Below are 25107 nucleotides of genomic sequence, written 5' to 3'. Positions count from 1 at the left end.
GCGGTTGGCTGCCGCCATTGTCGAAGAGCAAAAAGAGCACTTTCCGGCCCAAACGATGCTTGAAAGTGACAAAAAGCGCCTCATTTTGGTCGTATTCAGAATCGGAGCTTTTAAAAAATGAGAATCGACAAACTCACCACCAAATTTCAGGAAGCGCTGTCCGACGCGCAGAGCCTCGCGGTCGGGCGCGACAACCAGTACATCGAACCGGTGCATTTGCTTGCCGCGCTCATCGCGCAGCAGGACGGCTCCGCGCGCTCGCTGCTGTCGCACGCGGGCGTGCAGGTTCAGGCGCTGCAAACGGCGCTCAACGAAGCGATCAACCGTCTGCCGCAAGTCCAGGGCACCGACGGCAATGTTCAAGTCAGCCGCGAACTCGCGGGCCTGCTCAACGCCGCCGACAAGGAAGCGCAGAAGCTCAACGACACGTACATCGCGAGCGAGATGTTCCTGATCGCCGTCGCGGACGACCGTGGCGAAGCCGGCCGTCTCGCGAAGCAGCACGGCCTGACGCGCCGTGCGCTCGAAGCCGCGATCAACGCCGTGCGCGGCGGCGCGCAGGTCAATAGCCAGGACGCGGAAAGCCAGCGCGAGGCGCTCAAGAAATACACCGTCGATCTGACCGAACGCGCCCGTGCGGGCAAGCTCGATCCGGTCATCGGCCGGGACGATGAAATTCGCCGCTCGATCCAGATTCTCCAGCGCCGCACGAAGAACAATCCGGTGCTGATCGGCGAGCCGGGCGTCGGCAAGACGGCGATCGTCGAAGGACTCGCGCAGCGCATCGTCAATGGCGAAGTGCCGGAAACGCTCAAGGGCAAGCGCGTGCTCTCGCTCGACATGGCCGCGCTGCTCGCGGGCGCGAAGTATCGCGGCGAGTTCGAGGAGCGCCTGAAGGCCGTGCTGCACGACATCGCGAAGGACGAAGGGCAAACCATCGTCTTCATCGACGAAATTCACACGATGGTCGGCGCGGGCAAGGCCGAAGGCGCGATGGACGCCGGCAACATGCTCAAGCCGGCGCTCTCGCGCGGCGAGCTGCATTGCATCGGCGCGACGACGCTCGACGAATACCGCAAGTACATCGAAAAGGACGCGGCGCTCGAGCGGCGTTTCCAGAAAGTGCTCGTCGATGAACCGTCGGTCGAGGCGACCATCGCGATTCTGCGCGGCTTGCAGGAGAAGTACGAACTGCATCACGGCGTCGAGATCACCGATCCGGCTATCGTCGCGGCGGCGGAGTTGTCGCATCGCTATATCACGGACCGCTTTTTGCCCGACAAGGCCATCGATCTGATCGACGAAGCCGCGTCGCGCATCAAGATGGAAATCGATTCGAAGCCCGAAGAGATGGACAAGCTGGATCGTCGTCTCATTCAGCTGAAAATCGAGCGCGAGGCCGTGAAGAAGGAGAAGGACGAGGCGTCGCAGAAGCGTCTGCAACTCATCGAAGAGGAAATCGACCGGCTCAATCGCGAGTATTCCGATCTCGAGGAAATCTGGACTGCCGAGAAAGCGGCGGTGCAGGGCAGCGCGCAACTGAAGGAAGAAATCGAGAAAGTGCGCGCGGATATCACGCGTCTGCAGCGCGAAGGCAAGCTGGAGAAGGTCGCCGAGTTGCAGTACGGCAAGCTGCCGGAACTCGAAGCGCGACTGAAGCAGGTGACGCAGGCCGAATCGCAGGAGCAGAACAACCCGACGCGTCCGCGTCTTCTGCGCACGCAGGTCGGCGCCGAGGAAATCGCGGAAGTCGTGTCGCGTTCCACCGGCATTCCCGTTTCGCGGATGATGCAGGGCGAGCGCGAGAAGCTGCTGCAGATCGAAGCGAAGCTGCATGAGCGCGTGATCGGCCAGGACGAGGCGATCGGCGCCGTCGCGGACGCGATTCGCCGCTCGCGTGCGGGTCTCTCGGATCCGAATCGTCCGTATGGCTCGTTCCTGTTCCTCGGGCCGACGGGCGTCGGCAAGACGGAACTGTGCAAGGCGCTCGCGGCGTTCCTGTTCGATTCGGAAGATCATCTGATCCGCATCGACATGAGTGAGTTCATGGAGAAGCACAGCGTCGCGCGTCTGATCGGCGCGCCGCCGGGATACGTCGGTTATGAGGAAGGCGGCTATTTGACCGAGGCCGTGCGCCGCAAGCCGTACAGCGTGATTCTGCTCGATGAAATCGAGAAGGCGCATCCGGACGTGTTCAACGTGCTGCTGCAAGTGCTCGACGACGGGCGCATGACGGACGGTCAAGGCCGCACCGTGGACTTCAAGAACACGGTGATCGTGATGACGTCGAACCTCGGCTCGCAGGTCATTCAGGGCATGGTCGGCGAGCCGCAGGAAAGGGTGAAGGACGCCGTGTGGGAAGAAGTGAAGCTGCACTTCCGGCCGGAATTCCTGAACCGTATCGACGATGTCGTCGTGTTCCATGCGCTCGATCGCACGAACATCGAGTCCATCGCGAAGATTCAGCTGGCGCGTCTGCACGAGCGGCTCGCCAAGCTCGATATGGACCTCGACGTCTCCGATGCGGCGCTCGCGCAGATCGGCAAGGTCGGGTACGACCCGCTGTTCGGCGCGCGTCCGCTGAAGCGCGCGATCCAGCAGGAGATCGAGAATCCGGTCGCCAAGCTGATTCTCGCGGGACGGTTCGGGCCGAAGGACGTCATTCCCGTCGATGTGCGGGAAGGCCAGTTCGTGTTCGATCGCGTGGTGCATTGAGGGCGGTTCGGTCGTCGCGGTAGCGCGGCGGCCGTCGGGCGAAAAAGGCAACGGAGCGATTCGTTGCCTTTTTTGTTTCTATAATCTGTGCCATCGCACGGATTCCCGCGCGGAGCACGTGCGATGAATGAAAATCCATTCGATTGCATGGATTATCGTGATCTCATACAATGATTCGGTTTTATCCCTGCAATCGCACGGATTCAAATCATGGAAATCGATATTCGAACGGCGAGCGAAATCGGCGTCGCAGTGCGTGCGGCGCGCAAAGCGCAACGGCTTCGCCAGGACGATGCGGCCGGCAGCATCGGCGTCAGCGAGAGCTTTCTCGGCAAGGTCGAGAAGGGCGCTGAGAGCGTGCATTGGGGCAAGCTGTTCCAAGTGCTCGAAGGCTTGGGCGTGCGCGTGACGGTCGATATCCCGGACGAAGCGGGTGAGCTTTTCGCGGGAGAGGCGGTCAAGCGTTACGCCCGCGTCGAGCGCGCCGAGAAACGTCGTCGCGCACGAGAGGACGCGGATGAGTCCTGAGACCATCGCGACGCTCGAAGGCCGCCGCAATCTGATCGCGAGCATCAACGACGTCGAAGTGGGTGTGCTCAACGCCGACGACGACATCTGGTCTTTCTCCTATCTGCCGGCGTGGCGCGACAGCGTGGACGGTTATCCGCTGAGTCCGGCGCTGCCGCTGCAACCGAACGCGTTGCGCGACGGCAGCACGCGCCGCTCGGTGCAGTGGTACTTCGACAACCTCCTTCCGGAAGAAGGCCAACGCACGCTGCTCGCGCGCGACGCGGCCATTCGCAACGAAGCCGATGCCTTCGCGCTGCTCGCGCACTACGGTGCCGAATCGGCGGGTTCGGTGACGCTGCGTCCACCCGGTGCAAGCGACGAGCAACCGCCCGCCGAGCGCTTGCTGCCCGACGAAGCGTTGCAGGCGCGGATCGACGCGTTGCCCCGCCTGCCGCTCACGCACGACGCACTCAAACGCATGTCGCTCGCCGGCGCGCAGCACAAGCTGGCGGTGGTGTTGCGCGACGACGCGTTGTTCGAGCCGGCAGGCCGCACACCGTCGACGCATATCCTCAAGCCGAATCATCAGGACACCGATGACTATCCGCACTCGGTCATCAACGAATGGTTCGTGATGAAGCTCGCCGACAAGCTGCGCCTCGGCGTTCCGGGCGTGCATCGGCGCTACGTGCCTTCTCCCGTGTATCTCGTGGATCGCTTCGACCGCGAGTCGCGGGCGGGACAATGGCGCCGGCTGCATAGCATCGACGCTTGCCAGTTGCTCGACCTCGCGCGTACGTTCAAGTACGAGCAGGGCAGCGTCGAGCAACTCGCGACACTGGCCGCGCGTTGCCGGAATCAGGCGTCCGCACGCACGCGGCTCTTTTCGTGGCTCGTGTTCAATGTGCTGGTGGGCAATTCGGACGCGCATCTGAAAAACCTGAGTTTCCTCGTCTCGCGCCAAGGTATTCAGCTTGCGCCGTTCTACGACCTGCTGAGCGTAGCCGCATACGCGACGCCGTCGTATCAAAAGGACGCATGGCCGAAGCGGGCATCGTTCGCGTGGGACATCCTCGGCGCGCGCTACTACGACGACTTCGATCGCGCGTTGATGCTGCGGGCGGGCGAAGTGCTCGGTATCGCCAGGACGACGGCCGAACGGCTGCTGGATGCGCTCGCAGGTTCGATCGTGCGCGCGGCCGCCGATCTGTACGCGCGCGTCGAAGAGAAAAACGCGGCGTTGCTCGCCGAGCGGCCGGGACTCGCTGCGACGCTCGGCGGCGAGCTGATGTGTCTGCGTGTGATCCGCTACACGATCATCGAGGACATGACACGCAAGCTTGCAGCCGCCTGAAACACAAAAGCCCCGCTCGGCTCAACGCCGGCGGGGCTTTCGATTCAATGCGTGAAAGCGCGTTCAGCCTTGCTTGGGCTCTTCGCTCTTGCCGAAAAGACCTGCGAGGCCGCCAAGCGAGCCCAGAACGCCGGTCAGATCGAGCTGGCCTTCGGGCGGCACCTCACCGTTCGGCGTTGCGCGATCGACGATATGCGGCAGCACCGCCGCGAGCATGCCGGACAGTTGGTCGCCGGAGACGCCTGCTTTCTGCGCGAGCGCGCCGACGTTGTCCTGCCCGAGCACGTTCGTGAGCGTGTCGGGGCTGATGGGCTTGTTCTCGCCCGTGCCGATCCACGACTGGACCACGTCGCCCGCGCCGTGTTGCTGGAAGCGCTGGATCAGGCCCATGAGGCCGCCGGGCTGGCTGTTGACGAAAGCGAGCGCCGCTGCGATCAGCGCGGCCTGGCCGGACTGAGCCGGTTGGCCGCCCGGTTGTTGCGACGAATTGCCGAGGGTGGAGGCGAGGATATCGAGTAGGCTCATGACGGTCTCACTACGAGAGGTTGCGGGGTGGGTTCGCCTGTGCCGCCGCATTCGGCTCGGAACCGGTCGCGGCGGCGCGGGCATCGGCCGCGAGCGGCCGTTCGACGATGGTCATACGAAGGCAAGTTTCCTTCGACAAGGTTCCCCGAAGAATCACTGACTGGCAGCCGCGGCGCTGGCGGCCTTATCTTTCTTGCTGCGTTTCGATTTTGCGGGCTTCGCTTCGCTCGCGGCGGAAGGGCTCGACGCACTCGCTGCTGCCGACGCTGCGCTGTCCTTTTTCGATTTTTTCGACGCCTTCGTTCCCGATGCGGGCGTGGCAGGCGTCGTGGCCGGCGTCTGCGCCGTCGTGGCTGCGGGCGATGTCGCGCCGGTGGCCGCGGTCGACGACTTGACCGTCGAGTTCGGCGCGGCGCTGCCGCCTTGCGTCGACGGCGTCGCGGGCTTCGACGGTTTGCCTGTCGGCGGCAGCGACGAGCCGCCGATCGTCAGCCCATTCTGTTCCAGATTCGTCACGGATTTGGCGCCGAGACCCTTGACGCGAGTCGCGAGATCGTCGGCGTCCTTGAAGGGGCCGTTCTTCGTGCGCTCGTCGATGATCGCCTTCGACTTCACCGGCCCCAGACCCTTCACCGATTCCAGCGCGGCTTGATCGGCGGTATTGACATCGACCGCGGCGAACGCCGCTCCCATCGACAGCACGAACGCAAAGCACAGCATCAGCAGCTTTTTCAGCATGACGGCACTCCAGGCTTGAGAGAAAGGATGAATCGATAAGTTCGGGCCAATCGGGAAGATGCCGTTAAGGATAGGGCAAAAAACCGTCCCGAACGATGGCGCCCGCATTGTGCACGACCCCGCCGCGCGCACCGCGCCCGCGCACAATCTTTAACGTTGCAAAACGCTGCACGGATGACGTCGCTGTTTTAGCGGGCGTGCGCGCATCACTTCGATGTGCGCGCGGACGTCTTCGCGAAAGCGCCGCGGACCTCGAAGCCGACTTTATCGACGACTTCGCCTTTTGCATCGACCAGTTCGAGCACATGTCGGCCCGGCCACGGCAGCCATGCCGCTCGGGCGTCGTGACCGTAGGGTTTGCCGTCGAGCCGCCACGCGAGGCGCGCGCTGCCGTCCACGCGGGTGAACCACACGCGCTGACGCGCCGGCGGAATGTCAGGGTCGAGCGCGAAGATCGTGCCGTCCGTCGGTGCGCCGATGCGTGCGGCCCGCGCGTCGGCGTTCGCGCCGCGTGCCGCCTGCGCCGCGTTCGCCGTGAGGCCGATGGTGCTCATCTGCGTGCCGCGCACGAACCACTCGCTGCGCGCCGGTTCGATGTCGTTCTGATACGTGACGCGCGTCGTCACGACGCCCGATGGCGCTTGCGGCGCGCGGCTATCCGATCGCCGGTTCAGATAGTTGACGATCGCGTTCCACGCCGGCGCCGCGCCCGTCACGCCCGAAACGTCCCACATCGGCGCGCCGTCGGCATTGCCGACCCAGACGCCCACGGTGTAGCGCGATGTGAAACCGATCGCCCAGTTGTCGCGCATGTCCTTGCTGGTGCCGGTTTTCACGGCGCTGAAGGTGCGCGTGGCGAGCACGCTGTCGAAGCCGAACGTGCGCGTGCGTGCGTTGTTGTCCGCGAGGATGTCGGTGACGATGAAGCTCGCTTCCGGGCTGAAGACGCGCGTGCCCGCCTGCGCCGGCCGATGGTCCGCGAGATCGAAGAAGGGCTGTGCGACGCCGCCGTTCGCGAACGTGCGATACGCGTTGGCGAGCGTCGCCAGCGTCACGTCCGCGCTGCCGAGCGCGAGGGAAAAGCCATAGTAATCGCCAGCTTGCGACAAAGGCAGCCCGAGCGCGACGAGCGTCTTCGCGAAGCGATGCGGCGTGACCATTACGAGCGTACGCACCGCCGGCACGTTGAGCGACGAGCCGAGCGCGGTTCGCACGCTTACCCAGCCCTTGAAGTCGTGATCGTAGTTTTGCGGAATGTAGAGGCCGCCGCCGGTCGCGAGATCGAGCGGCGCGTCGTCGAGCAGCGTGGCGGCGGTGACGCGCTTTTCGTCGATCGCCTGCGCATACAGAAAGGGCTTGAGCGTCGAGCCGGCCTGACGTGCCGAGAGCACGGCGTCGACTTCCGGCGCGTTCGACAGGCCGCCCGCCGAGCCGACCCACGCGAGCACGTCCCCCGAACGGTTGTCGATCACGATGGCCGCCGCGTCGTGCACATTGCGCGGATGCGGGCGCGCGTTCAGTTCGGCGAGCGTGCGGGCGAGCGTATCGCGGGCGAAGCGTTGCAGGCGCGCGTCGAGCGTGGAGCGCACGCGCGCGCCGGCCTTCGGATGCACTTCGCCCGCGATGCGTCGCGCGAGATGCGGCGCGAGTGCGTCGTCGCCCTGAGCGAAGGCGGGCGCGGACGCGGTGCGGGTCAACGTGAGCTGCACGTAGCTGTCGAGATTGATGCACGGATCGACGCTCTGCGCGACGCCGTGCAGCGTCTGCATGTCGCGCAGAATCACGCACGCGCGCGCGGCGACCTTCGCAAAGGGCGCGTTCGGCGCGCGCACCAGCGCGGCGGCGAGCGCCGACTCGCGTTCGTCGAGACCGGAAGGGGCCTTGCCGAACAGCGTCTGCGATAGCGCCGACAACCCGACGATCTCGCCGCGAAACGGCACGAGATTCAGATACGCCTCGAGAATCTGATCCTTGCGCCAGGTGCGTTCGAGCCACAGCGCGCCGATTGTCTGCCCGGCCTTTTCGCCGATCGAACGGCGGCCGGCGCGCTTGCCGTCATCGTCGATGAGACCGGTGAGTTGCATCGTCACCGTCGATGCACCGCGCGTACGCGTGTTCCACAAATTGCCCCACGCGGCTGCCGCGGCGCCGCGCCAGTCGACGCCCGCGTGCTCGTAGAAACGCCTGTCCTCCGATACGACGATCGCTTCGCGCAAGGCGGGCGACACGTCGGACAGCGCGATCCAGTCGCCGCGCCGTGCGCTCTTGTCGACGCGCGTGCGCGCGAGCGGCTCGCCGTCGCGCGAGAGCAGCACCCAGTCGGAGCTGCGCCAGTTCGCGCGCACTTCGTCGAAGCCCGGCTGCGCCTGCGCCGGCATCGATAGCGCGCATGCGACCAGAAGGCAGGCGGCGCGTTTCATCGGATCACTTCGCGGCGAGCGGCTTGACGACCACCGGCGCATTCGGCAGCGCGCCGAACGCCGACGGCGCGTAGAGCGCTTCGACGCGCGTCGGCGGCAGGCCGAACGTGCCCGGATTGTTCAGGCGCATCGTGTATTCGACGCTCAGCTTGCCCTTCGGCAGATAGTCGTAATACGCGCGATAACCATCGAAGCCACGCTCGACGAACGCGGGCCACGCGCCGTCATCCCGCTTCTCGCCTTCGGTCGCCGCAGCCGAATCGCGTCCGAGACCGGAGCCGAGGATCGTCGCGCCCGCGGGAATCGGATCGTTGACGACGACCCACGTCATGTCGCTTTGCGCGTCGATGTCGAGATGCACGCGGACGATATCGCCGCGCGAAAGCACGCCTTTCACGGCGGGATCGATCGGCGTGACGGTTTTCGCGATGCGATAGCCCGCCGCGAACGGCGCCTTCAACGCGACAGCCGCGAGACTTTCGATCGTCGCCCACGGCTTGCCCGTGCCGTCCTGCGAGAGCGTGAGCGAACCGCTGCTCCACGGCAGCATCACGCTGCGCGCGTTCGCGTTCTTCGTCGCGGGCGTGGCCGAGGCGGGCGCGGGCGTGGACATGACAGCGGCGCTCCAATTCACGCTTTGCGCCGATGCGCCCAGCTGGATCGACGCGTGACCCGTCACCGGCGTGCTCTCGAAGAGTTGCGAGAATCGGCCGACGGCGAGCGCGCCCCACAGATTGGCGGTTGTCGTTTGCCACGCGCCGTGCTTCTGCAACGCGAGCAGGCCCGCGACGACGCGCGGCATCTCGTCCTTCCAGCCAGGCGCATCCGCGAAGATGAGCGCGGTGCGCGCGGCGTTGGTTTCCGTGCCGGTCATGAGCCACCAGAGATCGTCGTCGCGCTCGGTCGAGAACGTGAGTCGCGTGCCCTGATACGTCAGACGCGCGCGAATGATCTGCTCCGCCTGCGCACGCTTCTCGTCGCGATTCGGAATGCCGTCGACGCGCGACAGGATTGCGTAGTAGTCCAGCACCGCGGATGTCGGCCACTGATCCGGCGCGACCGTGATCGAGCCGAGCATGCGCGGCTGTGCAAGGCCATAGCGCGAGAGCGCTTCGATCGCGGCGAGCTTCCTATCGTCGAGATCGTTGCGCGGCGCCCAGAACTTGCGCTCGAGCTTGCCGTCGACGAAATTCGCGAGGCCCGCCGCCATCTGATTGCGCAAATCGTCGGGCAGCGCGAAACGGCGATCCTGCTTCGCGGCTTCATCGGTGACGGCGAGCAGATAGGCCGTGAGGGCGGGGCTGCCGGTCGGGCGCTCGTCGTCGGCGGGCGGGAAGTAGTTCGCGAGGCCGTCGCGATCGAGATACGACGGCATCCGCGCGAGCACGCCTTGCCAAAGCGCTGCGTCCATCAGGCCGAGCGCGCGCGAAGTCTGCTGTTCGAGGCAACTGTACGGATAGCGCTCGAACCAGCGACGCACGCCGGGCAGTCCTTCGGCGAGCTTCGATTGCAACGACACCGCGATGCCGCCGCGCACGGCGCCGTCGCTCGACTTGATTGCATCGGCGGGCGGCGCGACGGGCAGCGTGAGCGTGCCGTCGACTTGCGCGAGGGTCGCCTGCTGGACATTGACGGGAATCGCCGCGACGACTTTCTGCGTCAGTTTGACGGCATCGCTCGCCCTGGGTCCGGCCTGTTCGGACGCGGTCACGTTCCATTCCAACGCTGCGGATGAATTCGCGCCGAGCACATCGGGCGTCGTGACCTCCCACGCGACTTCCTGCGACGATTCCGGCGCAAGCTCGACCGTGCGCGCATCGAGCGCCAGCGCGCCGGCATGCGGCGTGATGAAGACGCGCATCGTCCGCGCGGTCGTGTTGCGCAGCGTGAACTGCGCGCGGAACGAATCGCCGACACGCACGAGCGGCGGCAATCCCGATATCAGTTGCAAGTCCTGCGTGCTCTGAATCGATGCGCTGCCGGTGCCGAACTGTCCCGCGCCGACCGCCGCCACCGCGACGATGCGAAAGCGCGTGAGCGCGTCGTTCAGCGGAACGTCGATGGTCGCTTCGCCTTTGGCATCGAGCGTGACGCGCGGATTCCACAGCAGCAGCGTGTCGAACAGTTCGCGCGTCGCGCTGTGTCCGCCGCCGCCGCCCGCAGGCACCGCCTTGCGCCCGAAGTGCCGCCGCCCGACGATCTCCATCTGCGCGGTCGCCGTCTGGACGCCGTACGCGCGCCGTTCGAGCATCGCGTCGAGCACGTCCCAGCTTCGATTCGGCATCAGTTCGAGCAAGGCTTCATCGACGGCCGCGACGGCGATCTGCGTGCCCGCGGGCGCGGGCTTGCCATCGGGCAGCGCGACTTTCACCTTGACGTGCGCCTTGCCTCGCACGGTGTACGACTTCGCATCCGGGCTCACGCTGACCGCGAGCCTGTGCGCCGCCGTGCCGACCTTGATCGACGCCAGCCCGTAGCGGAACGCGGGCTTGCTCAAATCGACGAGCGGCGTCGGCGCCTGATACTGACGGCCTTCGTACCAGAACGCGCGCGCCCATTCGACCGGCGCCTTCCATCCCCAAGTGAAGAAGGAATACCACGGCACTTCGCGGATGCGTCCGCGCAACGCGAGCACCGACACGTACACGTTCGGCGCCCACGACGCTTCGATTTTGAGCTCGACGCTCGGATCGGTGCCGTTCAGTTCGACGACGCGCGTCTCGACGATGCCCTCGCGCTCGACGGCGACGAGCGCCGTCGCGGAGCGGAACGGCATGCGGACCTGGAAGCGCGCGGTTTCGCCGGGCTCGTAACTCGTCTTTTCCGGCAGCACGTCGATGCGGTCGGTGTTCTCGCCGCCGAACCACAGCTCGTCCGCGCGCGTGACCCACACGGACGTACTCGCGTTGGCCGCGCGGCCGTCGCCGTCTTTCGCGATCGCGATGACATCGACGTTGCCGGCATCCTTCAGCTTCGCATCGCACGAGACGATGCCGTGATCGTCGCTCTTGCCGCTGCACAGCGTGCCGAGATCCTTGATCTCCGTGTGGTTGTCGTAAGCGTAGAAGCCGCCGACCATGCGCTTTCTCGAGCTCGACATCACGCGAGCGACGGCCTTGATCTCCACCGACACGCCCGCGCGCGGCTTGCCCTGCAGATCGAGCGCGATCGCCTGCACCGGCAGCGCGCCGCCGACCGATACCCAATGTCCCGCTTTCACGCCGACCGCGACGTCGGCGGGCCACAGCGTCGTGCCGCCGCTGATCGTCTGAATCTCGCCGTTCGGATCGGCGAAGCTCGCTTCGAGCGTGAGACGCTTCGGCGATTCGAGCGCCGGCAGCGGCTTGATCGTGACCTTGCCGGCGCCTTCGCGATCGAGCGTGACGCGCAGCTTGTCGGCGACGAGCTTCGTCGTCGCGTGGTCTTCCTGCTCGCTGTCTTCGTCTTCGTCTTCGGCCGGCGCGCTCGCGCCGTCGTCCGTCGGCTTGCGGTAAGGCGCGAAAGTGAACGCTTCGTATTGCGAAGCGAAGGGCGGCGCGGCATCGCGCACGAGCGCGGAAACCTGCACCGGCAGATTCGATGCCGGTCCGCCCTGCACGTATTCGAGCCGCACCGCGACCGGCGCTTCCTGCGCCGCGACGAGACCGGACGCTTTGGCCTCGCCGGCCGTGATCGAGCCTTTGAACACCGGCAGGCGGAATTCCTCCACGCGGAAGCTGCCGGATTCGTACGACTGCGTCACCGGGTTGTCGTTGTCGTTGGCGTTGCCGCTATCGTCGTCGGATGAAGCTGTGCCGTTGTCGAGCGACACGCTGTATTCGCCGAGCTTCGCGGCGGCGGGCACGGCGAAGGTCGAATCGGCGCTGTGATCGGCGGCCCATTTGAGCGGCAAATGCCACGTCTGTCCGCTGCCGACGTGCCGGATCGTCACGCGCGTTGGATAGCTCTTCGGAAACGCGAAGCCGCCGAGCGTTTGCACGCGCAGCAGGTGCTTCATGGATACGGTTTCGCCCGCGCGCAGCAGCGTGCGGTCGAACACCGTATGCGCGCGCGTCGTGCGCGCCGCGCTCATGTCGGTCGGCACGTTGAAGCGCCACGATTCGATGCCGCGATCCCAGTCCGATGTCACGAACGCCATGTCCGGACCGCTCACGGGATCGTTCACGCGCGCGGACACGAAAAAGCCGCCCCACGCGAGACTGCGCTCGTTGCATCGGCGCACGGACGCGAGCGGCTTGCCGATTTTCGCGATGCCTTGCGCATCGGTTTTCGCGGTGGCGATTTCATCGCCGTTGCAGTCGGTGACGCGCACGTCGGCGTTCGCGACGGGCTTGCCCTTGTCGAGCGTCGTGACCCAGACGACGCTGTTCTCGCGTCCCTCTTTGAAATGCACGCCGAGATTGGTGACGAGCACCGACGTTCGCACGTACATCGCCTGATTCTTGTCGAGCAGCGATGCGCCGAGCGCCGGCGAACTCAGTTCGACGACATAGAAGCCCGGCTTTGTCAGCGGAATGCCGACGACTTCGAACGGACGCAGCGCTTTCGGATCGGCGGCGGGCAAGGCGAGGGTTTCGACGCCGCGCTGTTTCGCGAGCATCGACAGCGAACGAATGTCGATTTGCGGATCGTTCGACACCGAGCCGTCGCTGTTCGGGATGATGACCGGCTCGATACCGTTGTTCAGCATCGCGGGCATGAGCTTTTCGATGGACGAGCGCGACATCGAGACGCCGTCGAACATGTCGACGGCGCGCATCCACTCGCGGATGTCCGTGTCGGCGTCGAGCTTGAGCTTCGTGATCTGCGACGTGCCCGAATGGAGCCCTTGCACATGCAGGTCCGCTTCGACATGACGCAGCGTGACCGGCAGCATCGCCGGCATGCCGGGTTCCGCGAATCGCTCGATGATGCCGAACGTGCCCGACGAGAATTTCGCGAGCGGCGGCATCGCGGCGGTCGCGGTCTTGAGCGGGAAAAGGTCGGCGTTGGCGAGCGTGCGGCCGCTCACGTCTTTCAGATTCGCGGGCGCCTCGATGGTGAGACTGGCGCGCTCGGGCAGCGGCGCGGCGAACTCGATGCCGCTGACTTCCGCATCTTTATCGCTAGGATCGAAGTGAGGCGCGGCGCTTCCTTTCGGACCGCGCAGTGCGAACTTCTGCGCATCGGCGCGGCTGATCGGCGCGGAGAACGTGAGGCGCATCGGCCGCAGCGGCGTGCACGGTGCGTTGGCGTTTTCGCGCTCGCAGGAGAAACCGGCGGTGAAGGGCTTGCGCACGTCGAAGTTGAAGCGCTTCTCGACGTCATTGGCGATGCCGCTCGGTCCCGTCACGCCCGTGCCGTACACGAGCTGCATTTTCGTCGCGGACGGCAACGTTTGCTGGCACGCGAGCGTCAGTACGCGATCGCTCTCTTTCTCCAGGCGGAAGTGTTTGAGCAGCGCGGCGCGCGTGGCGTCGTCGACGGCGCGGACCGGAATGCGATTGCCGAGCGCGCTCGATTCGCACCAGACATGCTGCAGCACGGACGCCTGCGTCGCCGGGCCGTTCAGACGCAGCACGAAGGCCTGATTTTCTTCGATGTCGCCGTAGCCCGGCATGATGCGTGTGACGAACGGTCCGCCCGTCTGGAACGCGAAGTGGCGCGGGCCGGAAAGCGCGTTGCCGGCCGTGGATTTGAGGGTGTCCGAGAGATCGAGCGCGCAGCGCACGCCGGGCGGCAGATCGTGCTCGAAGTCGAAGGCCCAGGTCTTGGCGTCGATCCAGCGGCCCGAGCCCGCGGTAGCCGATGCGCCCGCGCCGCTACAGGCGATCTTGCCGGGCGCGGCGGCGGCCGCATTGCCGAAGGCGATCATCGGTTCGTCGAACTTGGCGACGACCTGCCGCACTTGCGCGACCTTGCCTTGCGGCGACACGCTCCTGATACGCGCGGCATCGGCCCGATGAAGCGCGGCGCTTAATCCCAACGCGGCGATCAGCGTGGTTGCGGCCAGAATCCATTTTTTTTGTGACGTTGTTATGCGGCTCATCCACTCGCTCCGAGTTTTCCTCGACGCGAAATTCTACTGGAGCCTTACGTCGATCTTTCGTCGGCTGCGCTCGGGCGACGCTTTTTAACGGAAGATCAATCTGCGTTCACGTTCGGCAGATGCCGCGAACTCACGCGCCGCCAATACACGAACAAGCCGACGCCCGCGACGCCGAGGCTCGCCGAATTCGCGATCCAGAAGCCGCGCGCGCCCTGCAGCCATTCGGGCACGCCGCCGCCGACATCGAAGCCGAGCAGATAACCGCCGCCTAGCCCGATGCCCCATAGCGCGATCGCGTAGATCACGGTCGGCACGAGCGTCACCTTGTACGCGCGCAGGATGAACGCGGTGGTGATCTGCAGCGCATCGCAGAAGTGATAGAAGAAGATGATGAGCACGAGCGGCATCGCGGCCGCGATCACGTTCGCATCGGGTGTGTACGCCGCGATCACGAGCGGACGCGCCGCGAGCAGGAGCACGCCGTACACGAGCGCGAGCACGCACGCCATGCCGATGCCGTGACGCGAGATCGAGCGGGCGTCGTCGTAGCGTTGCGCGCCGAGCGCCTGCGACACGAGCGTCGACGACGCGATGCCGATCGCGAGCGGCGTCATGTACAGCACCGCGCCGAGATTGCCCGCGATCTGATGACCGGCGAGCGTCGTCGTGCCGAAGCGCGAGATAAAGAGCGCCATGAACGTGTACGACGTGACTTCGATCAGATACGAGAGGCCCATCGGAATGCCGAGCCGCAGAAGCGCGAGCTGACGCCGCCAGACCGGCCAGCAGAAGTGCGAGAAGATGGCGAACGGGCGGAAGAACTCGACCTTGAGGAGCACCGTCATGCCGACCGCCGCCAGCACCCAGTTGATGAGCGTGCTCGCGAGCGCGCAACCCGGACCGCCCAGCGCCGGCACGCCGAATCCGCCGAAGATGAACCACGTGTTGAGTGGAAACTTGAGCAGCAGGCCGCCGACCTGCAGGAACATCACGAGGCGCGGCTTGCCGACCGCGTTCGTGAGCGAGCTATAGACGCGAAACGCGAGGCTCGCGGGCAGGCCGAACGACAGAATGCGCAGATAGTCGACGGTGCGGTCGTGCAGCGCGGGCGGCGTCTTGGCGAGCGACAGAAGCGGCTCGGGATGGAACAGCAGCACGAAGCCGATCACGGCGAGCGCGGCGGCGAGCCAGAACGCCTGACGCGTCTCTTCGCCGATTTCGCTTTCGCGGCCCGCGCCGAAGAGCTGGCCGGCGATCGGCTGCAGTGCGACGAGAATGCCCGTCAGGCCGATATACACCGAGATATAGACGGAACCGCCGAGACCGAGCGCGGCGAGATCGGTGGCGGAGAAGCGGCCGACCATCGCGGTGTCGATCACGCCGAACGCGATCACCGCGAGCTGGCCGATCAGCACCGGCCAGGCGAGCGCGGCGATCTTGCGCACATCGCTCAGCATGCCGGTCGTACTCGCGGAAGTCGGTATCGCGCGCATCGTATTACTGCGCGCGGCGCAGGCTCTTCGGGCGCAGCGGTTTCTTCGCCGGCGGCACGGGACGCTCGATGCGCACGTAGAGACGGAACCGCTCGTCGCGGTCGGCGACGCGCCGGCCTTCCCAGACGAGCTTCCACTGGAACGCCGACATCGACGACGGCTCGCCGTAATCGGCCGGATCCTGGCGCAGGATCACATCGCAATCCTCATCAAACGCGAAATGCATGCCGCCGAAATACGCGAAGGTGGCGATCTGCGCGTCGCCGAGGCGTACGGGCGAGATGCAGGTGTAGTCGGGCGGCAGATGATCGGCGATTTGCTCGGCCACGTCGCGATACGTCCGGCTGTAGTTCACGACCGGCAGCCACAGCGTCATGAGCAGGACCCACATGAGCGTGGTGCCCGCACTCGACAGCACGACGCTGCGCCACAGCACCTTCGGATGACGGGCGAGCCGCCAGCGCGCGAGCAGGAACCAGCAGACGGTCACGGCCACCGCGCACACAAAGGAAATCAGCTTGAACTCGGGATGGAAACCCGGAGCGAGACGCGCGAGATTGCGGGCCATCGCCGAGGGGAAGCCGAACATGCCGGCGGTCCACACGAGCCACACCAGCGAGCCGATGATCGTGAAACTCAGCATCGCGAACCAGTCGATCGCGTTGATCGCGCCGCGCTTGAGGGTAGGCAGCGCGAACGTCGCGAGCACCGAAAGCGGCGGCAGAAGCAGCATGAAGAGCCGGTTGGTCTCGTGCGCCTGCAGCACGACCAGCACGAGCAGCGGCCCGATGATCGACAGCGGCACGCCGACGTGCGGCGAGCGGCGCAGTCCGCCCCAACTGACGAACGCCCACACCGCGAGCGGCCACGCGGGCCACGTGAAGAGCGGCAGGTTCTTGATCGCGTAGCCGAATATCGAACCGGGCGTGCCGGAGAAGAACGAGAAGCTGTTGCGCCACCATTGGCGCAGCCACCATTCGCCGTCATCCGGGAAGTAATGCAGTGTCGGCAGCACCCATGCGCCGATCAGCAGGATCGCGACCGGCAGCCCGAAGATCAGGAGCGGCGCGGAGCGGATTTGTTTGACGACGATCGTCATCGCGAGCGTGCAGAGCAACAGCGCGAAGACGAGCACCGGCGAGCTCGACAGGCCGACTACGCCAAGCGCCGCGCCCCACACGAGACCGCCGTGGATCGGCTTGTCGAGGCTGCGCACGAGGCCGTAGAGGAGCATCGCGGTGCCGGCGAACTGCGCAAGCTGCGGCGTGGTCTCGTGGCCGCGCTCGGCGAGTCCGAAGCACGCGAGCAGAATCAGCAGCGCGCCATCGGCGAGCGTGCGGCCGTAGTCGCGCGGCTCCGGTTCGCCGCCGAACGCATATTTGAAGGGCTGGGCCTCGTCGCGCCGGCCGAGCAGATAGGCCGAATACCAGACGAACGCGCAGGCGAGACAGAAGAGCAGGCCCGTGACCACGCGCGATGCGTTGCTCGCATCGACCCACGGACTCAAAAGCCGAATCGCCGATGCGCCGAGCCAGTACATCAGCGGGCCGTCGGCGGTCGGCGCCTTGCCGACCAGGTTAGGCAGCAGCCAGTCGCGCGCGTCGCCATTTGCCATCGTCCACATGACGCCGAAGCCGCCCGCATCTTCGTTCTTCCACGGATCGCGGCCGAACAGTCCGAACGACGCATAGGTGATGCAGATGGCGAGCAGAAGCCAGCGCGGCAGGGCGCTGGTGGCGGAGGCGGTCAGACGAACGACAGATCGCATGCGTGAAGGCTTGATGGAGAGCGGCCCGCTGATTCGCGCTGGATGCGCGACGGGGCCAAAGCAACCGGCATTGTAGTCGCGCGGCGGCGTAAAGGGCGGTTCATCGAAGCTCGCCGTAACCCCGCGCAACAATGCACGTCGGATGCGGCAAGGGCGGTGCCGTGGCATGCGCCAAGCTGCCGGCGACAAAAAAGGGCAGCCGAAGCTGCCCTTTTCGCTGAAGCCGAAGCCCGACTTACTTCTTGGTGGAGAAGCGCGCGAACTTGTTGTTGAACTTCTCGACGCGGCCCGCCGTGTCCATGATCTTTTGCTGACCGGTGTAGAACGGGTGCGATTCCGACGACACTTCGATCTTCGCGAGCGGGTAGGTCTTGCCGTTGAATTCGGCGGTTTCGCGCGTCTGGATGGTCGAGCGGGTCACGAACTTGAAGTCGTTCGACATGTCGACGAACAGGACTTCGCGGTAATCCGGGTGAATGCCTTCTTTCATGGTCTTTCCTGGTATCTGGCGGTAGCCAACCCGTTGCACTCGTTTTTTAGTGCCGCGCGAGTCACTTGCCTAGGGTCGAAAAACGGCGATTATGCCAGAAAATCAGTCGGTTGACATCTTTTTCGGAGGCCGCGGCGCAACTCATGCAGCCGGCGCGACGAGCGCCCCAACGCCCGCCGGGTCTTGCCGGTAATAGCGCGCGAGCAGCCGGTAAAGCTCGGGATATTCGGCTTCGAACAGCTTCGGCGTCACGAAAAGCGCCTCGCTGCACACCGCGAAGAATTCCGACGGATGATCGGTCGCGTAAGGATCGATCAGCGAGTCGCGTTCGAACCGCGCCCAGCGGCGCTCCGGCACGGCATCGACGCGTGCGCAGAACTGGTCATAGGCGTTGTCAAAAATATCGGACCACGCGGTCGAATCGAGCGGCGCGTGCCAGCGCCGATAAAGCGGCGGATGACCGTCGGCCTCGCCCGTCACCATGTCGATCTTGTGCGCGAATTCGTGGATGACGACGTTGTAGGCGTCCGATCCGTCGGCCATCTGCGCGTCTTCCCACGACAGGACGACCGGGCCGCCTTCCCACGCTTCGCCGCTCGCATCGTGCTCGACTTCGTGCACGACGCCGTCTTCGTCCTCCACGGTTTTGCGGATGATGAACTCGCCCGGATACACGATCACACCGACCCAGCCGCGATACAAATCGAGATCGAGATTGAGCACCGGCAGACAGGCCTGCGCGGCGATCGATACGATCATCTGATCCGTCAGTTCGAGATCGTGCGCCGTCGAGAATTCCTTCTGCGCGATGAAAAGGCTCGCGGTTTCGCGCAGACGCGCGAGGTCGCTGGCGTCCAGATGTCCGAAGCACGGATACGTGTCGAGCGTGCGTTGCCAGAGCGCGTCGTCGATCGCGTATTTGCGCAGCGCGCGCTCGCGGCGTTGCGCGCCGAACCAGCGGGAGAAGAGGTTGGCCATGCGTTGAATCGGAAGACTGAACTAGTTGCGGATTGTACGCACGGCCCCAATAAAAAACCGCCTGACGATGCAGGCGGTTTTCTGTTCCGAAGCAGCGAAGCGGGACGGAGATCAGCCTCCGCCGCGGCGCATCATGTCGAAGAACTCGGCGTTGTTCTTCGTCTGACGGATCTTGTCGAGCAGGAATTCCATCGCTTCGACTTCGTCCATGTCGTGAATGAACTTGCGCAGCACCCAAACCTTCTGCAGCAGATCGGGCTTGATGAGCAATTCCTCGCGACGCGTGCCCGACTTGTTCAGATTGATCGACGGATAGACGCGCTTTTCCGCGAGGCGGCGCTCGAGGTGCACTTCCATGTTGCCGGTGCCCTTGAACTCTTCGTAGATCACGTCGTCCATGCGGCTGCCCGTTTCGATGAGCGCCGTGCCGATGATCGTGAGCGAGCCGCCTTCCTCGATGTTGCGCGCGGCGCCGAAGAAGCGCTTCGGACGCTGCAGCGCGTTGGCGTCGACACCGCCCGTCAGCACCTTGCCCGATGCCGGCACGACCGTGTTGTAGGCGCGCGCGAGACGCGTGATCGAGTCGAGCAGAATCACGACGTCATGCTTCATTTCGACGAGACGCTTCGCCTTCTCGATGACCATTTCGGCCACTTGAACGTGACGCGCGGCCGGTTCGTCGAATGTCGATGCGATGACTTCGCCGCGCACCGAGCGCTGCATTTCAGTGACTTCTTCCGGGCGTTCGTCGATGAGCAGCACGAACAGGATGACGTCCGGATGATTCGCCTTCACCGCATGCGCGATGTGCTGCAGCATCACGGTTTTACCCGACTTCGGCGATGCGACGAGCAGGCCGCGCTGGCCCTTGCCGATCGGCGAGATCATGTCGATGATCCGGCCCGTGACGTTTTCCTCGCCGCGCATTTCGCGTTCGAGCGGCAGCGGCTTGTTCGGATGCAGCGGCGTGAGGTTCTCGAACATGATCTTGTGTTTCGAGGCCTCGGGCGGCTGCCCGTTGACTTTGTCCACCTTCACGAGCGCGAAATAGCGCTCGCCGTCCTTCGGCGTGCGGACTTCGCCTTCGATCGTGTCGCCGGTGTGCAGATTGAAGCGGCGGATTTGCGACGGGCTGATATAGATGTCGTCCGTGCTCGCGAGATACGACGTCTCGGGCGAGCGCAGAAAGCCGAAGCCGTCGGGCAGCACTTCGAGCGTGCCGTCGCCGAAAATCGTGTCGCCGCCCTTGGCGCGCTTTTTAAGAATCGCGAACATCAATTCCTGCTTGCGCAGGCGGTTCGCATTTTCGATTTCGAGGCCGTTGGCCATCTCGATCAGTGCGGAGACGTGCTGAGACTTGAGCTCGGATAAATGCATACGGATTTCCCGCCGGGGAGAGAGGTGCGACAGAAAGATTTGGGAGAAGAGGTGAGCGGAACCGCTCGAGACTTAATACTTCTTGAACGCTTGTGATTCTAGCATAGCACACGCCACAGCGGCCTCGGGTGGGCTTTGGGCGGGGCTTGTCGGCCGATGTTGTCGCGTGACAACATCGGCTGCATCGGCACCACGCCTTGGCGTGTCGTCGATGCAGACGCGAGCGACGGGAGATGCCGCCGCTCGCCGGTGATGCCGTTACAGGTTGCTGTCGAGGAACGCGGTCAGTTGCGACTTGGACAATGCGCCGACTTTCTGCGCGGCCACTGCGCCGTTCTTGAAGAGAATCAGCGTGGGAATGCCGCGCACGCCGAACTTCACGGGCGTCGACTGATGTTCGTCCACGTTGATCTTCGCGATCTGCAGGCGATCGCCGTAATCCTTCGCGACTTCGTCGAGGATCGGGGCAATCATCTTGCACGGACCGCACCACTCAGCCCAGAAATCGAGCAGGACAGGTTTATCCGACTTGACGACATCCTGTTCGAAAGAAGCGTCGCTGATGTGCTTGATTGATTCGCTCATTGTCTGAATACCTCTATTGAATCGAGGCCCGCGTTTGAATGCTCGCCACGATACACCAAAACCGAAAAAATTTTCGTCACCAACGGGCCGGACTTCGGCCCGCGCGCCGTGCGCCAGAATGAACCGCGAACGGCGGCGAATGATCCGCGGAAGGGCGAAAGGCACCACTTCCAAGTAATTCACGTGTCATCTTAGCCTAATTCGCTATCCGTTGCCGGATGCTGATAGGGCGCATCTGAGGCCGAAAATACGAAGCACAAGAGGGGCTCGGAAGGGCGTGCGTTTCGCCGACGCCTTCCGGCTGCGCCCGACCCCGTGGTACAATTCAACGTGACGGGCCTCCTCGCATGGTGGCGCGGTCAACCTGGTCAGGTCGGGAACGAAGCAGCCACAGCCGCTTTCCACCAGTGCCGAGGGTCGGGCTCGTCACCTTCCGCTTTTCTTCCGTAGGTCTCCCTGCTGGTTTTCCTGACTTATTCGTGTTCCGCACGCCATGGCGCGTGGCGCGTTCGTGCGCCCGATCACCCCGCTGGAGCGGCGTTTGCGCAAGGTCGTTGCTGATACAATTTCGCGCATGACCTATCAAGTTCTCGCACGCAAATGGCGACCGAAATCATTCGAGTCGCTCGTCGGCCAGGAGCACGTCGTCCGTGCGCTCACGCACGCGCTCGACGGCGGCCGCCTGCATCACGCGTATCTTTTCACGGGCACGCGCGGCGTCGGCAAGACGACGCTCTCGCGCATCTTCGCGAAGGCGCTCAATTGTGAAACCGGCGTGACCTCGAAGCCGTGCGGCGTGTGCCGTGCGTGCCGGGAAATCGATGAAGGCCGCTTCGTCGATTACGTCGAGATGGATGCGGCGAGCAATCGCGGCGTCGACGAAATGGCGGCGCTGCTCGAGCGCGCCGTGTACGCGCCCGTCGATGCCCGCTTCAAGGTCTACATGATCGACGAAGTGCACATGCTCACGAACCACGCCTTCAACGCAATGCTGAAGACGCTGGAAGAGCCGCCGCCGCACGTGAAGTTCATTCTCGCGACGACCGATCCGCAGAAGATTCCGGTCACCGTGCTCTCGCGTTGCCTCCAGTTCAATCTGAAGCAGATGCCGGCGGGGCACATCGTCTCGCATCTGGAGAACATTCTTCAGCAGGAGAACATCCCGTTCGAGCCGCAGGCACTGCGTCTCTTGTCGCGCGCGGCGGACGGCTCCATGCGCGACGCGCTTTCGCTGACCGATCAGGCCATCGCGTATTCGGCGAACGAAGTCACCGAGGATGCCGTGCGCGGCATGCTCGGCGCGCTCGATCAAAGCTACCTGATCCGTCTCATCGACGCGCTCGCCGGCGGCGACGGCCCCGGCGTGCTCGCGATCGCCGACGAAATGGCGCTGCGCAGTTTGTCGTTCTCGACAGCGCTGCAGGATCTGGCGAGTCTTCTGCATCGGATCGGATGGGCGCAGTTCGCACCGACGTCGGTGCTGGACGAATGGCCTGAAGCCGCGGACATCCGCCGCTTCGCCGAGATGCTGTCGGCCGAGCAGGTTCAGCTTTTCTATCAGATCGCCACGGTCGGGCGCAGCGAGCTCGGTCTCGCGCCGGACGAGTACGCCGGCTTCACGATGACGCTCCTGCGCATGCTCGCGTTCGAGCCGGCGGGCGGATCGGGCGGCGGCGTCGCCGTGGGTGCGCCTTCGGGCGCGAAGCCCGCGCGCAGCGCCGCGCTCGTGGGTGCGATGGCCGAGCGCGCCGTCGCGCCTGCGCCTGCGTCGGCGTCGGTTGCGAAAGCGCCGGCGCCCGCCGTCGAGACGGTGGTCGTGAAGGCGGTCGAAGAACCCGTCGTCGAAAAGAGCGAGCCCGTGCCGGTGAAAGCCGCGCCGATGCCGAGCGCCGCGCGACAGGCCGTCGATGAAGCCGCGCCTGCCGCGCCGAGCACGTCCGACGAAGCCGCGACATCGCGCGCGGCAAGCGGCGCGAGCGCGGCGCTTGAAGTCTTGCGCAGCGCGGGCATGCGCCTGTCGTCCGATCGGGGCGCGCGTGGCGCGTCTGCGCAGACGGCGGCTCCCGCTGCGCCCAAGCCCGTCGCGAAACCGGCCGAGCAAGTTCCGGTGCCGACGCCGCGCCGCGCCCCGGCTGCCGCATCCGCCGCGCCCGAGCCGAAGCCCGAGCCGAAGCCCGCGGCCGGCAACGCGAGCAAGTCGAACGTCGTGCCGCCGTGGGAAGAGATGCCGCCCGACGACTACGCGCCGGCCGGATCCGAAGACGCTTACTTCATGCCGCCCGACGACGGCTTCGTGCCAGCCTTCGACAGCGGCCCGGACGACATGCGCTTCAACGCCGAGCCCGCCGCGAAACCGGCGCCCGTCATCGACACGGCGCCGTTGCCGCCCGCCGTGCCGCTCGATGTGCTCGGCGTGTCGATCGAATGGGCGGCGCTCGCCGTCGATCTTCCGCTGAAGGGCGTTGCGTATCAGCTTGCGTTCAACAGCGAGCTCACCGCCTGCGATGCGAATTCCGTGACGCTTGCGGTTCCGGTCCAGATGTACACCGACGCCACGCATGTCGGCAAACTCAAGGCCGCGCTCGCCGAAAAGCTCGGCCGTGCGATCGAAGTCAGCGTGAACGTCGCGCCCGCGCGGCGCACCGCTGCCGCGCTCGACGCCGCCGAACGCGCCCGCCGTCAGCAGGAAGCCGAGCAGGAGATCAAGCAGGATCCGTTCGTGCAATCGCTGATCCGCGATTTCGGCGCGAGCATCGTGCAGGGTTCGATCAAGCCGATTGCCGCATCGGGCGCGAATCCATCGTGAACTGAAGCGCGCGGCGCGGTTTTCGACTTCGCGCCGCCGCACCGAATATCGGGCGCGCGCATCGCGCGTGCTTTTGCCACACGTTTTCCAGTAAGGAGCCGAACCATGATGAAGAACCAACTCGCCGGGCTGATGAAACAGGCTCAGCAGATGCAGGAAAACATGAAGAAGATGCAGGATCAGCTCGCGCAGATCGAGGTCGAGGGCCAGTCCGGCGCCGGTCTCGTGAAGGTGACGATGACCTGCAAGAACGACGTTCGCCGCGTGCAGATCGACCCGAGCCTGCTCGCCGACGACAAGGACATGCTGGAAGACCTCGTCGCCGCCGCGTTCAACGACGCCGTGCGCAAGGCGGAAGCCACCACGCAAGAGAAGATGAGCGGCATGACCGCCGGCATGCCGATGCCGCCGGGTTTCAAGCTGCCGTTCTGATCGCGCGCGCCGGAGCGGATTCGGCGCGCTTCGATGTCAAATGAAGGACACATGAAACAACCTTCCGCCCTGTCGGCGCTCGTCGAAGCGCTGCGCGCGCTGCCCGGCGTCGGACCGAAGTCGGCGCAGCGCATGGCGTATCACCTGATGCAGCACGATCGCAAAGGCGCCGAAAAGCTCGGCAATTCGCTGCTGTTCGCCACCGAGAATCTGAAGCACTGCGAGAAGTGCAACACGTTCACGGAAAGCGATATCTGCGAAGTCTGCAGCGACGAAGAGCGCGATCCGGCTTTGCTGTGCGTCGTCGAGACGCCTGCCGACCAGATCATGCTCGAACAGACGCTCACGTATCGCGGGCTCTATTTCGTACTGATGGGACGGCTCAGCCCGCTCGACGGCATCGGTCCGAAGGAGATTCACTTCGAGCGGCTCATCAATCGCGCGCTCGACGGCGTTGTGCGGGAAGTGGTGCTCGCCACCAACTTCACCAACGAAGGCGAAGCGACCGCGCACTATCTCGCGCAAACGCTCAAGAGCAAAGGGCTCAAGGTGACGCGGCTCGCGCGCGGCGTGCCGGTCGGCGGCGAGCTCGAATATGTCGATGCCGGCACGATCGCGCGCGCGATGCTCGATCGCCGTTCCGTATGAAAGGACTCCAATCGATGACAGAAACCGAAGCGCTCGCGCTCGCGACGCATCGTCACTACAAGGGCGGGCTGTATCGCGTGATCGGCGTCGCGCGGCACTCGGAAACCGAGGAAGCGATGATCGTCTACGAGCATCTGTGGCCGCATGAACGCGGCTTGTGGGTGCGCCCCGCGGCGATGTTCAGCGAGACGCTCGCCGACGGCACGCCGCGCTTCAAGCCGCTCGATATTCCGCTCTGAG

Annotated in this window: 17 protein-coding genes and 1 other RNA gene; 8 read left to right on the top strand and 10 right to left on the bottom strand. The window is 65.0% G+C overall.

Translation table 11 applies throughout. The features are described from left to right. Positions 1–117 precede the first annotated feature (117 nt). The 3 genes from clpB (at position 118) to QCE49_RS07555 (ending at position 4579) form a co-directional block, all read left to right on the top strand. Positions 118–2715: an ATP-dependent chaperone ClpB gene (gene clpB / locus QCE49_RS07565; protein ID WP_008349306.1), complete on the top strand. Its 2598-nt coding sequence runs from the start codon at positions 118–120 to the stop codon at positions 2713–2715. Positions 2716–2925: 210 nt separating this feature from the next. Beyond that, the gene (locus tag QCE49_RS07560; RefSeq protein WP_175982273.1) at positions 2926–3243 is read left to right on the top strand and encodes a helix-turn-helix domain-containing protein; all 318 of its coding nucleotides are present in this window, start codon (positions 2926–2928) and stop codon (positions 3241–3243) included. Next, the gene (locus tag QCE49_RS07555; protein WP_008349309.1) at positions 3233–4579 is read left to right on the top strand and encodes a HipA domain-containing protein; all 1347 of its coding nucleotides are present in this window, start codon (positions 3233–3235) and stop codon (positions 4577–4579) included. The genes QCE49_RS07560 and QCE49_RS07555 overlap by 11 nt, the downstream gene beginning before the upstream one ends. A gap of 63 nt (positions 4580–4642) precedes the next feature. Here QCE49_RS07555 and QCE49_RS07550 read toward each other — a convergent pair whose 3' ends face one another. The 10 genes from QCE49_RS07550 to trxA all read right to left on the bottom strand — a co-directional run bounded on the left by QCE49_RS07550 (position 4643) and on the right by trxA (position 20981). Beyond that, positions 4643–5104, bottom strand: a complete 462-nt coding sequence (locus QCE49_RS07550; RefSeq protein ID WP_008349311.1) for a YidB family protein — start codon at positions 5102–5104, stop codon at positions 4643–4645. Between the two features lie 153 nt (positions 5105–5257). Further along, positions 5258–5842, bottom strand: a complete 585-nt coding sequence (locus tag QCE49_RS07545; protein WP_250457745.1) for a helix-hairpin-helix domain-containing protein — start codon at positions 5840–5842, stop codon at positions 5258–5260. A 206-nt stretch (positions 5843–6048) separates the two neighbouring features. Then, a complete protein-coding gene (gene pbpC, locus QCE49_RS07540) occupies positions 6049–8262 on the bottom strand; it encodes a penicillin-binding protein 1C (protein ID WP_250457746.1) in 2214 nt (737 codons plus the stop codon). Positions 8263–8266: 4 nt separating this feature from the next. After that, the gene (locus tag QCE49_RS07535; protein WP_250457747.1) at positions 8267–14290 is read right to left on the bottom strand and encodes an alpha-2-macroglobulin; all 6024 of its coding nucleotides are present in this window, start codon (positions 14288–14290) and stop codon (positions 8267–8269) included. A gap of 95 nt (positions 14291–14385) precedes the next feature. Further along, on the bottom strand, positions 14386–15747 hold the full coding sequence (locus QCE49_RS07530) for an MATE family efflux transporter (RefSeq protein WP_250434835.1): 1362 nt from the start codon (positions 15745–15747) through the stop codon (positions 14386–14388). Positions 15748–15787: 40 nt separating this feature from the next. Beyond that, positions 15788–17551, bottom strand: a complete 1764-nt coding sequence (locus tag QCE49_RS07525; RefSeq protein WP_008349322.1) for a glycosyltransferase family 39 protein — start codon at positions 17549–17551, stop codon at positions 15788–15790. A gap of 235 nt (positions 17552–17786) precedes the next feature. Next, positions 17787–18041 carry a type B 50S ribosomal protein L31 gene (locus QCE49_RS07520; RefSeq protein ID WP_008349325.1) on the bottom strand — a complete coding sequence of 85 codons (255 nt, stop codon included), beginning with the start codon at positions 18039–18041 and terminating at the stop codon, positions 17787–17789. 141 nt (positions 18042–18182) lie between these two features. Further along, positions 18183–19019 (bottom strand): M90 family metallopeptidase, encoded by an 837-nt coding sequence (locus QCE49_RS07515; protein WP_250457748.1) that lies wholly within the window; start codon positions 19017–19019, stop codon positions 18183–18185. 111 nt (positions 19020–19130) lie between these two features. Further along, positions 19131–20396: a transcription termination factor Rho gene (gene rho, locus QCE49_RS07510; protein ID WP_008349328.1), complete on the bottom strand. Its 1266-nt coding sequence runs from the start codon at positions 20394–20396 to the stop codon at positions 19131–19133. A 258-nt stretch (positions 20397–20654) separates the two neighbouring features. Beyond that, entirely contained in the window at positions 20655–20981 is a 327-nt protein-coding gene (trxA, locus tag QCE49_RS07505; RefSeq protein ID WP_008349330.1) for a thioredoxin TrxA, read from the bottom strand. Between the two features lie 332 nt (positions 20982–21313). On the opposite strand from trxA, the gene ffs reads away from it, so the two are divergent. The 5 genes from ffs (at position 21314) to QCE49_RS07480 (ending at position 25106) form a co-directional block, all read left to right on the top strand. Further along, an RNA gene (ffs, locus tag QCE49_RS07500) (signal recognition particle sRNA small type) lies at positions 21314–21412 on the top strand. Positions 21413–21555: 143 nt separating this feature from the next. Beyond that, positions 21556–23787 carry a DNA polymerase III subunit gamma/tau gene (locus QCE49_RS07495; protein WP_250457749.1) on the top strand — a complete coding sequence of 744 codons (2232 nt, stop codon included), beginning with the start codon at positions 21556–21558 and terminating at the stop codon, positions 23785–23787. A 105-nt stretch (positions 23788–23892) separates the two neighbouring features. Continuing rightward, positions 23893–24219 carry a YbaB/EbfC family nucleoid-associated protein gene (locus tag QCE49_RS07490; protein ID WP_008349334.1) on the top strand — a complete coding sequence of 109 codons (327 nt, stop codon included), beginning with the start codon at positions 23893–23895 and terminating at the stop codon, positions 24217–24219. Positions 24220–24270: 51 nt separating this feature from the next. Then, entirely contained in the window at positions 24271–24867 is a 597-nt protein-coding gene (gene recR / locus QCE49_RS07485; protein WP_034473726.1) for a recombination mediator RecR, read from the top strand. Between the two features lie 14 nt (positions 24868–24881). Next, positions 24882–25106 (top strand): DUF1653 domain-containing protein, encoded by a 225-nt coding sequence (locus tag QCE49_RS07480; RefSeq protein WP_008349339.1) that lies wholly within the window; start codon positions 24882–24884, stop codon positions 25104–25106. Position 25107: the final 1 nt, after the last annotated feature.

This window comes from Caballeronia sp. LZ008 (assembly GCF_031451435.1).
In the GTDB taxonomy this organism is placed as follows: Bacteria; Pseudomonadota; Gammaproteobacteria; order Burkholderiales; family Burkholderiaceae; genus Caballeronia; species Caballeronia zhejiangensis.
The sequence above is the reverse complement of the archived record's forward strand: the minus strand, read 5'-3'. Positions and strand labels throughout refer to the sequence as shown.